Source organism: Megasphaera sp. SC8-1 (assembly GCF_024436295.1).
Lineage (GTDB): Bacteria > Bacillota > Negativicutes > Veillonellales > Megasphaeraceae > Megasphaera > Megasphaera elsdenii.
The window spans coordinates 96,517-108,356 of record NZ_JANFQH010000032.1 but is presented as its reverse complement, the minus strand read 5'-3'; the positions used below and the strand labels follow the sequence as shown (position 1 = coordinate 108,356).

Below are 11,840 nucleotides of genomic sequence, written 5' to 3'. Positions count from 1 at the left end.
ATTAAGATTGCAGTTTGTAGTTTGTAGTGAATGGTTTTAAATTTAAAGCCATCTTCTACAAACTCCGTCCTTATTTCTTGACGCGGACACACTGTACCGTCGGCGTGCCGTCTTTATCTTGATGAATCGTATCGATGCGGATATAGGACAGTTCATTGCTAAATTCACGGGCCAGGCGGTTCATTTCCGGATCCGTATGGCCAAGTCCTTTTTCCATCAGGCGGTAGACGATGGCTGCAAATTCGTAGCGCGTCATCATCTGATTGCCCTTGAACAAGCCGTCGGGATAACCTTCGAGGATACCGTTGCCAGCCAGTTTGCTGACGTATTCGTAAGCCCAGTGGTTATCGGCTACATCCGGGAAGAGCAGGCTCTTATCGGGGTCGATAGCCAGATGATGCATCCCTTTGAGCTGAGCGATTTCAGCAGCCTGTTCAGCCAGGGCCTGCCGCAGGTCGCGGATTTCCTTGGCCATGGCGACACGGGAGTTGGAAACATGGTTGCCGCGGCCGATTTTCAGGCTGACGCCGGCATTGATCATGTTTTCACCGCCGCCGAAGCTGCCACCGACGCTGAACATGGTGTCTTCATTAGGCCGATAGATGACACATGACATAATTCAACAACGCAACTGTCATGACAGATAAAAAGGCAAAAAAAAGACTGCCCCATGATGGGCAGAAGCCTTCATGGGACAGTCCCTTACCGTTAGGGCAGATCCAGGCGATAGAGGTGCTGGACGTTCTGCTTACGATTGTAAATGGTGAAATAGACGTGGTTCGTTCCGTCCGTGGTGATGGCATCGGGCGTGTAGACCTGGTCGTCAATCTGATAGGTGATATCTCCGACAGCGGCACCGGTCTTTTTATTGAAAATGCGGAACAGGCCCCGTCCGGTAAACACGACATAGTCCTGAGTCACTACGATAGGTCCGCTGGCGGAAGCTTTCTGCATTCCTTCAGCCAGGCCTGTATTTACTTCAAAGGAACGCAGTTCCTTGCCATCCGGGTCAAAAGCATAAACCGGTTTCGTCCATCCCGTGCCATTGTTCGAACCATTACGGGCCGTCCACTGCATATAGAAGCCGTCTGTATCGGCTGCAATCAGCTTGGGAGCGACTTCGTCTTTAGCAGCCTTGCGCTGGTCTATATAACCAAAGGTAGCCAGCAGCAGTTTGGGATTCGAAAAGCCGTCTTTCGTGAGCGTGCCCCGCGTGATGCCGGCCGTCGCACTGGCCCCTTCGCGATCGAAATAGACCGTATCACTGCCGTAGACAGCCTGGAGGGAACCTTCCCGGTTGCTGCTCAAGGCCGCCTGGTGGACAGCCGAACCGTCATAGATGCCCTGGACATGATTGCCCTGGCAAAAATAGACGTTCTGGCCGTTCGTCGTCAGCCAGGACCGTTTCATCAGACCGATTTCCTGTCCAGCCGAGAGCTTGTCGCCTTTCATCGGGAATTTCCAGAGATGAGCATCGTCTTCCCCTTTCTCCTGAGTCGGAGCATAGACCGCATCCGCTGTTACGGCCAAGCGAGAATTGACGAAATGAGGCAGCTCAGTGCCCGTCAATTCATAGAGCGGTACGTCTTTGCCAGCCAGTTTAAGTGTCTGGATAGCTTCCATCTTAGGCGGCGCTTCTCCGCCCGTTTTACCCGGCTCCGTACTGCCGCAGCCGCTCAGGAAGGCCGTGCAGATAAGGCCTATTGCGGCCAGGGAAAAGAGCCGTTTCGTCATGATTTTCTTCATAGGACACCTCCTCTTAACCAAAGGCCTCTTTGCGGCCTGCGTAGATGTCATAACTGTCCTGGAGCATCATCTCGACGGTGTCCGTACGGCCAAGCCAGGGAGCTGCGGCCGTTTCAGGATGCATCGTGAACCAGGCGATGTGCTGCCGCAAGGCATGGCGATAATACCACTGCTTACTTTTTGGCTGCAGCCCATCGCGCGCCGGCGTGACCTCGTAGACGAGCGGTGCTCCCTTGTCCGCGGGCGTCCGCGACAGGATTTCCAGTAAGCCGTTGCCGTCGAGGTCCGTCACGGCAAATTCCTGCAGCGGCGCCCCATCCAGGGGATGAATGATCTGCCAATGCTTTGTAAAGACGTGGATCTGCTGGGCTTCATCAGAAAGAAGGCGCACGGCCTGGGGACGGCCTTCTTCACAGGCAAAGCCGCTGCTGCTGAGCAGGCAGGCTGCGATTAGGAGTAACAACTGTTTTTTCATAGAAAGTCCTCCTCGTATCATTGTTTGGAGGGGCGCTTTTTTACGGGCCGATGGCAATCCGTCCTTGTCCAGTGGGATTGCCATAGTCCGCAGCCAGCGTGTCCCCTTGATGGCGGAGATAGTCTGCCAGAGCCTCGACGTCGGACAGGCCCGTATCTTCCAGCAGGAGGCTGCCCTGCAGGCTGGTCTGGCCGTCGCCGCCGTTTTGCAGGACGTAGGCCGTACCGCCGACGCGGTAATCTTCATCGGCCTCGATGGCCTTGCCGTTGACTTGGACGTCTTTGACCCGCCGCGGGCCGGCCACTTTGACGAAACGGCCCTTATCGTCGAGGACGACGGAACTGGGAATCGCCGGATCGATGCGGTAAGTCAGGCCGGACACCTGCAAAAATCCGCCAAATTCCTGAGGATACCGCGAAGCCCCCATTTCCAGGGCATCGAGGAGCTGCTGGCCCGTTACGCTGCAGACGACGAGCTGATTGGAAAAGGGAAAGACCCGGTATAACGATTCATAGGTCACAATGCCGGCTGATAGCGGGGCCCGGAAGGAACCGCCGTTCAGGAGCGCCACATCCGTATGCAGCCGGTACCGGATGGCATCGACTGCTAAATCGGCCAAGTTCGTTTCCCCGTTCCGGACGCGCCGCTGACCCTCGATATCGGTCACGAAATCCACAGGCAGCGTGGCAACCGGCTGCTGGAGTTGTTCCCGAACGACAGCCATTTCGCGCTGTACGACGGCTTCTGTCGCCGCATCGGCCCCGTCCAGCTGGGTCACTAATTCGCCCCGCACGTGGCCGTAGTCATCGATGACCAATTTGCCGACAGACTGGAACTTCGTTCCCGTCTGTGCGATGAGGACGGGCTGACCTTTGCGGTTCTTGACCAAGCGTTCATATTGTTCATGGGAATGACCATCGATGATGGCCGCCACTTTCTGCGTATGTGCAGCCAAGGCCTCGCTGGTCCAGACCGGGAGCGACCCATTCTGACCTAGATGCGTGACCAGGATAATCGTCCGGGCCCCTTCGTCCCAAGCCTGGTCGATGGCCTTTTGGACTTGTTCATAGAGTTTCTGTCCTGTCGCATCTTCTGAAAATCCGTAGATGAACTGTCCCTTATCGTCCTGGAAGTAACGGGGCGTCGAAGAAATCAGGGTCTGCGGCGTCGTCACGCCGATGAAGGCCGCCTTTTTCCCGCCGTCATAGGCCACCATCTTATAGGGCGGAAAAACGGTCTTCCTCGTCCGCAGATCTACCAGGTTACAGCTGTAATAGCCGCCAGCAAGCTGCGGTGCCAGTTCCAGCAGGCGTGCTACGCCATAGTCAAATTCGTGATTGCCGGGAATGGCGAAATCATAGCCGGCGACATTCATGATGTCGATGACGGCCTGCCCCCGGGTCAGACTTCCCAGAGGTTCGCCCTGGATGGCATCGCCTGCATCGACGAGCTGCACCGTATCGTCAGGATTCTTCATCAGGTCCTTTTTATACTGGGCTAGCTGGGCATAGCCCAGCTGATTCTCCACGCCACAGTGGACATCGTTGGTGTGTAAGACGACGAGATCGGCGCTGACTTGGCCCGCCCCCTGCAGAGCCAGGCAAAGGGCCAGGCCCAGCCAGTATTTTCTGCCAAAAATCATCGGATTTCCTCCTTCGTATTTTGCTTAAAACTTCCCGCCGCCACCGCCGTGATTCTCGTCGGTACTGTCGTTGCGGCCCGATTTTTTCGCTTTGGCTACGCGGGATACATTCATAAACAGGAACGTATCTTCCTTTTCCGTAAGGTCAAAGCTGTTCTCATCGAGGTAGGCCGACGCCGCCAGGGCCGGTGCGACATTGCTCATGGTGCTGATGAGATAGCGCCGGATGAGGAAGCCGCCGCCGATGCCGAGGGCCAGGGCGATGAGCAGCGCCGTCCAACTGAAGGCGTCATGCGGATCATAGGCCTTGCCATTGGCTTCATAATAGGCCAGCAGTTCACCGGACTCCAAGGCATAGGCTTTGAAAGCCTCGGCATATTTCTTTTCTTTCAGCAAGGGCAGGAATTTCTCTTCCAAGACGGGAAGGCTGCCTTTATCGCTGATGCGCTGGCGCATGGCTTTATCGGTGGCTACGTAATAGTCCCGCGTATCCATCGCCAGGACCAGGACCATATTGCCGTTCTTCCCGTCTGTATAGGTGCTGTCCAGGAGCTGATTGGCATAGTCGCCGATTTTTACTTTATTCGTCGTCTTGACGGTGACGACGGCCAGGCGCACGCCGTATTTCCTTTCAATGTTGCCGAGTTCATTCAGCACGGCAATGCGTTCACTGCCCTTCAGGAGCTGGGCCCCGTCAGCCAGGCTGGACGGATTGGCGGCCAAGACATTCATCGCCAGGAAGAACAGACAGGCCAGGAACAGCAGACTCTTGGTTACATATCCTTTCATGGCTATCCCTCCTTACACGAACCACTTGGCAATGAAGTAGAAAATCGTCGTCAAGATTAAGGCACTGCCGGCCCAGTACAGGTTGGCCCTGGCCTTGTCATAAGGCAGGCTGCCGACCATCTTGCCGGTCTGGCCGTTCATCATGAACGTATACGGCTGGTCCTGGTAACGCGTCGTCAGGATCCACACGGGTGCCATGGCATAGGACACAGCCCCTTCATCTTTGCTGATGACATCTTCTTTGAGTTCTACCCGGTCATAGCCTTCGACGGTATCTTCGAGGACGCCGAGGGCGCTCTGGCGGACCCGTTCGTCCGCACGGGGCACGGCGGCTTCGGCATCGACGTCGTATTTATCGGCCAGATAACCCGTCAGATAGGCGCTGCTGAAGGGAACCAGGTCGTGATAATCGTAAGGCTCGATGCTTTCCATATAGGTATCGTCCATCTTCTGGCTGCCGTCGACGGGAATACGCTGGAAGCGCATGGTCCCCTGGCGGTCGCAGCGGTAGACGCTGGTTTCGGTCACGGTTTCATCATTCGTTTCATAGACCGTATCGGTCTCAGCCCGGAATTCGGCCGACGCTGTCACATCAGAATCGAAGAGCCAGAAAGGCACGTACATGGCCTGGATGGCTTCGACGCGGTTATTGGCCGTGAAGGCCTTGGGCAGAAGCCGTTTGCCCTTATAAAATTCTTTCAAAGCGGCTACGGCCTCGTCTTTCGTCTTTTTAAAAGGAATAACGAAATCCGGCTTGAGCATCCCCGAAAAACGGCTGGGGATCATGGTCGGGTTGCCGCAGTAGCAACATTCCGTCGCCATCGTATTGCCATCGCTGACCAGCTCAGCGCCACAGGAGGAACAAGTGAAGGTCTGCATCTGGGCTGCTTCGTCTTCGCCCCATTCACTGCCGGCATCGGCCGTATCCCACTTGGCTTCTTTCGCCGCCTGGGCTTCGGCAGCCAATTTTTCCTGTTTAGCAAAGAGTTCTTCGATCTTGGCGACTTCAAATTCCGTATCGCAGTACGGACAGGTCACTTTTTCCGACCCCGGCGCAAAGGCCAGGGGGCCGCCACAGTTCGGGCATTTATAGCCTACGGAAGTATTGGCCATAAGCTCACCTCATTTCTTACGCTATTGTTGATCGTGCTCGTCGAAAGGATCGCCGCACTGAGGGCAGAATTTCGGCGGATGATGCGGATCCGGCGGCTGCCAGCCGCACTTGTCGCACTTGAAGAGCGGTGCGTCAGCCGGCTTCTGAGTCCCACATTCCATGCAGAACTTGCCCTGATTGACAGCGCCGCACTTGGGACAGGTCCAACCCGCTTCCGGCGCTTTCCCTTCGGGCTTGGCCTTACCGCAGTTCATACAGAATTTCCCCGTATTGCCAGTCTGGCCGCAGTCGCAGTCCCACGTATCGGCCGGCTTGGGTTCCGGTTTCTTCGTGCCGCAGTTCAGGCAGAACTTGCCCAGGTTTGCCGTGCCGCATTGCGGGCAGGTCCAGCTGCCTGCCTGCGCAGCTACGCCCCGTTCTGCTTCGGCCTTCACTCGGGCCATTTCGGCTTCTAACTGCTGCTGGTCCATCAGTCTTTGCCGCCGTTCCATCAGCTCCTGCTGCTGAGCCATCTGCTGATACATGCCGGCACCGGCATTGCCGGCCATATTCATATTCATGAAGCCGAAAGCCGCGCCGCCACCGCCTTCATTCTGGGCCGCCATGCGCAGGGAATCGCTGGTGGCATCGGCCATGGCACCCATGGCCAGCGACGGATCCGACAGGGTCTTGCCCATCTGTACTTTCTGGATCTTCGCTTCATCTTCTTCATTGGCCTTGATGCTGTTGATGCCGAAGGATACGATTTCCAGGCCACGCAGTTCCCGCCAGCGCTTGGACAGGACCTCATTCAGGGCGTCGGCGATTTCAAAGGTCCGCCCCGGCAGTTCGACGTAGTCGATACGCTGGGCACTGAGCTTGGCGAAGGCCGGCTGCAGGGCGTTGAGCAGTTCCGATTTCAGCTGGCTGTCGATCTGGCTGCGTTCATACCGGTCGGAAACGTTGCTCGCTACGTTGGTATAGAACAGGACCGGGTCGACGATACGATAACTGTATTCGCCGAAACAGCGCAGGCGGATCAAGAGAATCTGACCCGTATCGGGGTCTTTCATCTTGAACGGGACTTCCTGCGGCGTGCCGTACTTATTGCCGATGAGCTCTTTCATGTTGAAGTAGTAGACCCGCTGGTCCTTGCCCGTATCGCCGCCAAAGGTGAAGCGTTCCTTCATCTGGCCCCACATATCCCGGAGCCCCTGTTCGAGGCCTCCCGTAAAGATGGACGGTTCTGTCGACATATCGTAGATATATTCGCCCGGTTCGTTGCAGACGTCGACGACCTTGCCCGATTCGACGATCATCATGCACTGGCCGTTGTTGACGGCAATCTTCGAGCCGTTGGAAATAATATTGTCTTCGCCGCTCGTATTGGAACTGCGGCCGCGCGAACTCGTCTGCTTCTGCCCTTTCATCATGAGGATGTCAGGGGGCATACTATCACAATAGAAAAATTCCTTCCACTGGTCAGCCAGGACACCGCCGGCTGCTCCCATTGCCGCTTTGATCAAACCCATAAGACTACCTCCTTTTCGTAACGATTCTTGTAAAATTCTTTTCTTGCTTATAGGATAGCTTATTTCAAAAAAAAATCACCTGTATTTTACTACAGGTGATAGATATAAAATATACATAGCACACGGCCATTTTGCCTTTAGTTATGCTGTTCAATCATTATTTGATTTTATTGAGCTGCGCTGCCAGTTCTTCTGCCGACGGGTCGCCGTTGACCGGCGTCATGATGTTCTGCGGCCCTAAGTAGAGCGTACCGCCAGATGCCGTAGCCGGCTGCTTGCTGTGGCCGTTCTGATACGCGGCAGCCAGGTTGCCCAGGACGAAATAGGACCGTTCGGCACTGCTCATGCTGTACGTGGCGGCAGGCTTGATGAATTTCTTGCCATTGACGTAGACTGTACCGTCTTTGACGCTGGCATGTTTGCCGCTCATTTCATAGAGCTTCTTGGCGTAACTGTCGCGCCGTTCCTGATGGGACGGATGATCCGACGGCGAGAAGATTTCCCCGACGAAGTCGCTCGTGTTGTCGCCGTATTTTTCCATGACCCGCTGCCAGATGGCGGCCGTCGCGCCGGGATTATAGCCGGCCCCGGTGATATAGCCGAAGGACAGGTTGTCCGCTTCCCATTCGGCAGCCCGGTCGATGTGGACCGTCTCGATCTGGTTGCTGATCGTATTGAGGATGAGGTTGTTCAGGCCGGAGCCACCAATCGTGTCGGCCAGGACCATCTTGCCGATTTCGACATTGACCTTCTTCTGCGTCGAATTGGCGACGTGGTGTTTCTGCCCATGGCCCATTTCGTGGCCCAAGACGACGGCGATTTCATCATCATTGCTGACCAGGTCGAACATGCCCTTGTTGACAATCATGACGTGGCCCATGGTGCAGGCCGCGTTGAACGTCTTGTCCGGGCTGACATACCAGCGGTAGGGCAAGGTCTTGATACTGGAGTCCGTCTGGGCGATGCTGTGGCTGAGGCGGTTCATGATGGACGCCAACCGTTCATTATAATACTCATTATCGAGGACGCCGGTCCGCTTGGTGACGGCCTGGTAAATCTCGTTCTGCCCTTCCTTGGTCGTATCGTAGTGCTTGATCTGCTTGCTCAGGGCCGACTTCACCTGGAGGCCGCCGATGACATCGGTAATGAGGTCTGCCTGGACCGGCTGGACCGGCACGATACCCATAGGCAGTGAAACTGCGGCCATGACTGCCACACAGGCAGCAGCTGCTTTTTTCTTCATGTTCATAAAAATCACCCTTCCCCTGTAACGGAAATCTATACTTTCATTATACAAGGAAAGGGTGGACTTGCAAAGCCTAATGAGCCATCAATTCTTCGTAGTCGACTTCTTCGCCCTTCTTTTCGCGGACGACGACTTTTTCTTCAGCCAAATGAGACAGATGAGGTTAGGAATTGTACTATTTTATATTTAATATGTAAAGTGTCAAACGTTTAATTGATTTAAATCTCGTAAATTTGGACTACCTTTCCCTCTGTCATATCCAGACTGTTGATCTTTCCCAGTACATTCTGGAAGGTGCAGTCGAGTAGTTCCAACCGGGAATGATTCACTTCAAAAAGTGAGAGATCCGTGCTGGTGTCTTTGAAAGTGGTCCGGACGATCTTTAGATTCTGGCACTCTGTGGCACTGACCAGACCATAGGTACAGCCGCGGATTACGCTGTCCCTAAGGAGGATGTTTTTGCATCTCCGGGCTTCGTACCCATAAGTCCCGCAACCGTACAGATCCAGGTGATCCAGACTGGCATCTTTCACCTGTTCCAGATTCAGCACAGCTCCGGTACAGTGGCCTTCTTGCTGGATATGCCCGAACCGGAGATGAGCCAGCCGGATTTGCTGGCAGTTCAGGAATTTAAACACCGAGGAATAGGGGTCCTCCGTGACGATTTCTGCCGTGATGGCCCCGGTATCCTGTCCCCGGATGGTCAAATCCTGGAATCCGGCCAGTTCCAGTTCATGATAGACCCGGTACAGCCCCGGAGGACTGATGGGATTCCAGGCGAAGTTGTGAATCACCGGGTCCGCAAAGGGTCCCCGCAGCCAGGCAGACAGGTTGTACTGGCCCGGTGCCAGGATGATTTCCGTATGGTCACCAAGAGCCTCCATCATTTCCCTTACATTGTGGACCAGGACAGTTCTCCGGGCCCCCAGCGCCGTTGGGGCCATCATCATGACCAGCAGCAGGGTCAGAAGGGCACATCGCAGCAGCCCCGTCCATTTCGTCTTGCCAAATTGTTTCATCATCTGTCACCTCCGAGAATACCATGCCTATGAATAGCTAACGCTTGACCTTCCCTGCGGCCGTGACCCGTGCCTTCCCATCTACATCCACACGACCTTTGCCGTAACGGTCCAAGGACTTCCAGGACAGTTTTTTCACCTTGTTCCTCAGCTTCTCTTGGAGTTTACCGAACTGATCCATCGTCATATCTTTTTTCTCCGACAAGGTGATGTCCGGGACTCCAAAGGTATTCCAGTACACTTCCATTTTCTCTACAGCCGGATCCCAATGGGTAAAATAATAGCTTTCACACACCAGGTTCCCATTCCCGTCCAGATGGTATTCTCCCAGTATGGAAAGGCTGGCACCCCCGGATCCCTGGTTCAGGAACCGTCCGTTTCCCAGATAGTACCAAGCGTTCCGGTAAAAGCCGCTGAACACCTGATGGAGCTGGCCGTCCCGGATGGTGAACAGGTTAGTGAGCCGGTTGTCCTGACCGATCAGCAGTTCCGGCTTCCCGTCTCCGTTGCAGTCCAGCAGCTGGTACTTCACCGCTTCCAGCCCCTGTTCCGGGGACAGATCCCGCACGCCTTCCCAGACGGCCAGCAGGTCGTCCCGTTCCTCCCCGAAGAGGATATAGCTGCTGCCACTTTGGACCATGGTATACAGGATATCCAGTTCCTCCCTATAGATATCATCTCTGCTGGAAGCGCCAGCCAGTCCGGACAGGCCGATGAGAAAAACCATCAGACACAGACAGGCCCTCTGCTTCCAACCCTTTTTCCCTTTCATGACGCTGGCCTCCTTATTTTCCATGTTCAAAAATCCATAAGCAGTTATCCTTACTATCATTTTACTAAACATAAAAAATAAATACACTGTAATTTATTACAGGTATGGGCAAAAAAAAGGCGCTGTCTTCATGCGACAGCACCTTTTTGAGTTTGAAGTTTGAAGTTGAAAGTTTGATGTGGATGGGACAAAATTTAAAAGCCATTGCCTCAAACATCATACATCAAACCTCAAACATTAAATCTGTGCAAAGAGTTTCTTCCGGGTCCGTTCGGCTTCGGCTTTGATCTTTTCGATGTCCAGTTTGGTAAATTCTTTATGGCGTAAGAGGACTTCCCCATTGACCAGGACTGTGTCAACGTCCATGCTATTGGCACTGTAGGCCATGAGGCTCAAGGTATCGTTCTTAGGATACCAGTGCAGGCCTTCGCGGTCGACGAGGGTGATGTCGGCTTTATAGCCTGTTTCCAGTTTGCCTACGTCTGTGTATCCTAGGCACTTGGCGCCGCCTTCGGTCAGCATGTTGAGGGCTGTTTCGGCCGGAATGACCAAGGGATCCAGGGTATGGGCCTTGTGGATGAGCGTAGCCAGACGCATTTCTTCGACGATGTCCAGGTTATTGTTGCTCGATGCCCCGTCGGTGCCGAGACCGACAGTGATGCCTTTAGCCAGCATCTTGGGCACCGGTGCGACGCCGCTGGCAAGCTTCAAGTTGCTGCCCGGATTGTGGGCGACGCGGACGTGTTTTTCTGCCATGATGTCCATATCGTCGTCATCGACCCAGACGCAGTGGGCGGCCAGGCAGCCGCAGTCCAGTACGCCGATTTCATCCATCAAGGCGATCGGCGATTTGCCGTATTGCTGCTTGATGTTTTCCACTTCCCCTTTGGTTTCGCTGAGATGGATGTGGATTTCTGCTCCCAATTCCCGGGCCTGGTCGACGAATTTATGGAGATAATCGGGCGGGCACGTATAGGGAGCGTGAGGCCCCATCATGACGGTAATGCGGCCATCGGCTTTGCCGTGCCAGTCGAGGAAGAGCTGGCGGTTTTCATCGAGGCCGGCCTGGGCATTCGGTCCGATGCCGATACTGCCGCGGCATAAGCAGGCGCGAATCCCCGATTCTTCGACGGCGCGGGCTTCCTGGTCCATGTGGTCGTACATGTCGGCATAAGCCGTCGTACCACAGCGGATCATTTCGGCAATGCCCAGCATGGACTGGGCGTAGATGACATCATCCGTCAGTTTGGCTTCAGCCGGCCAGATTTTCTTTTCCAGCCAGTCCATGAGCTGCATGTCGTCGGCATAACTGCGGAAGACCGTCATGGCTACATGGTTATGGGTGTTGACGAAGCCCGGCAGGGCCAGCATGCCCTTGCCGTCGATGACTTCATCGTATTCCGAGGCTTTCGGCGCTTCGGGAAAACCCGTGATGCGCGAACCGTCGATGGCGATATTCTGTCCTTCTAAGACGCGGTGGTCCTGGTAGAGGGCTACGTGCTGAATCAGTTTTTTCATCGTTTCCC

General features: G+C 54.9%; 11 protein-coding genes. All 11 read right to left on the bottom strand.

The features are described 5' to 3' along the window. Window positions 1–70: 70 nt before the first annotated feature. Window positions 71–616, bottom strand: coding sequence for an S-layer homology domain-containing protein (locus NOS26_RS10355; protein WP_255917709.1), 546 nt, complete (start codon window positions 614–616; stop codon window positions 71–73). A gap of 92 nt (window positions 617–708) precedes the next feature. Then, window positions 709–1,746, bottom strand: coding sequence for a hypothetical protein (locus NOS26_RS10350; RefSeq protein WP_255917708.1), 1,038 nt, complete (start codon window positions 1,744–1,746; stop codon window positions 709–711). Window positions 1,747–1,759: 13 nt separating this feature from the next. Further along, entirely contained in the window at window positions 1,760–2,221 is a 462-nt protein-coding gene (locus NOS26_RS10345; protein WP_143073040.1) for a hypothetical protein, read from the bottom strand. Between the two features lie 40 nt (window positions 2,222–2,261). After that, window positions 2,262–3,863, bottom strand: coding sequence for a bifunctional UDP-sugar hydrolase/5'-nucleotidase (locus NOS26_RS10340; protein ID WP_072981239.1), 1,602 nt, complete (start codon window positions 3,861–3,863; stop codon window positions 2,262–2,264). A 24-nt stretch (window positions 3,864–3,887) separates the two neighbouring features. After that, a complete protein-coding gene (locus NOS26_RS10335; RefSeq protein ID WP_036204394.1) occupies window positions 3,888–4,652 on the bottom strand; it encodes a TPM domain-containing protein in 765 nt (254 codons plus the stop codon). Window positions 4,653–4,664: 12 nt separating this feature from the next. Continuing rightward, window positions 4,665–5,765, bottom strand: coding sequence for a hypothetical protein (locus NOS26_RS10330; RefSeq protein WP_014016676.1), 1,101 nt, complete (start codon window positions 5,763–5,765; stop codon window positions 4,665–4,667). Window positions 5,766–5,786: 21 nt separating this feature from the next. Further along, complete coding sequence (locus NOS26_RS10325; RefSeq protein ID WP_072981237.1) at window positions 5,787–7,277, bottom strand: SPFH domain-containing protein; 1,491 nt, start codon at window positions 7,275–7,277, stop codon at window positions 5,787–5,789. 157 nt (window positions 7,278–7,434) lie between these two features. Beyond that, complete coding sequence (locus NOS26_RS10320) at window positions 7,435–8,526, bottom strand: M48 family metallopeptidase (RefSeq protein WP_014016678.1); 1,092 nt, start codon at window positions 8,524–8,526, stop codon at window positions 7,435–7,437. Between the two features lie 215 nt (window positions 8,527–8,741). Beyond that, the gene (locus NOS26_RS10315; RefSeq protein ID WP_255917705.1) at window positions 8,742–9,545 is read right to left on the bottom strand and encodes a right-handed parallel beta-helix repeat-containing protein; all 804 of its coding nucleotides are present in this window, start codon (window positions 9,543–9,545) and stop codon (window positions 8,742–8,744) included. A gap of 34 nt (window positions 9,546–9,579) precedes the next feature. Then, window positions 9,580–10,314 (bottom strand): hypothetical protein, encoded by a 735-nt coding sequence (locus NOS26_RS10310; protein WP_255917704.1) that lies wholly within the window; start codon window positions 10,312–10,314, stop codon window positions 9,580–9,582. Window positions 10,315–10,551: 237 nt separating this feature from the next. Continuing rightward, on the bottom strand, window positions 10,552–11,832 hold the full coding sequence (locus tag NOS26_RS10305; RefSeq protein WP_074786304.1) for an amidohydrolase: 1,281 nt from the start codon (window positions 11,830–11,832) through the stop codon (window positions 10,552–10,554). Window positions 11,833–11,840: the final 8 nt, after the last annotated feature.

Coding starts and splice junctions, on each gene's coding strand:
- NOS26_RS10340 (WP_072981239.1), bottom strand. CDS start 3,863: ATGATTTTTGGCAGAAAATACTGGCTGGGCCTGGCCCTTTGCCTGGCT.
- NOS26_RS10315 (WP_255917705.1), bottom strand. CDS start 9,545: ATGATGAAACAATTTGGCAAGACGAAATGGACGGGGCTGCTGCGATGT.
- NOS26_RS10325 (WP_072981237.1), bottom strand. CDS start 7,277: ATGGGTTTGATCAAAGCGGCAATGGGAGCAGCCGGCGGTGTCCTGGCT.
- NOS26_RS10320 (WP_014016678.1), bottom strand. CDS start 8,526: ATGAACATGAAGAAAAAAGCAGCTGCTGCCTGTGTGGCAGTCATGGCC.
- NOS26_RS10330 (WP_014016676.1), bottom strand. CDS start 5,765: ATGGCCAATACTTCCGTAGGCTATAAATGCCCGAACTGTGGCGGCCCC.
- NOS26_RS10305 (WP_074786304.1), bottom strand. CDS start 11,832: ATGAAAAAACTGATTCAGCACGTAGCCCTCTACCAGGACCACCGCGTC.
- NOS26_RS10355 (WP_255917709.1), bottom strand. CDS start 616: ATGTCATGTGTCATCTATCGGCCTAATGAAGACACCATGTTCAGCGTC.
- NOS26_RS10335 (WP_036204394.1), bottom strand. CDS start 4,652: ATGAAAGGATATGTAACCAAGAGTCTGCTGTTCCTGGCCTGTCTGTTC.
- NOS26_RS10345 (WP_143073040.1), bottom strand. CDS start 2,221: ATGAAAAAACAGTTGTTACTCCTAATCGCAGCCTGCCTGCTCAGCAGC.
- NOS26_RS10350 (WP_255917708.1), bottom strand. CDS start 1,746: ATGAAGAAAATCATGACGAAACGGCTCTTTTCCCTGGCCGCAATAGGC.
- NOS26_RS10310 (WP_255917704.1), bottom strand. CDS start 10,314: ATGAAAGGGAAAAAGGGTTGGAAGCAGAGGGCCTGTCTGTGTCTGATG.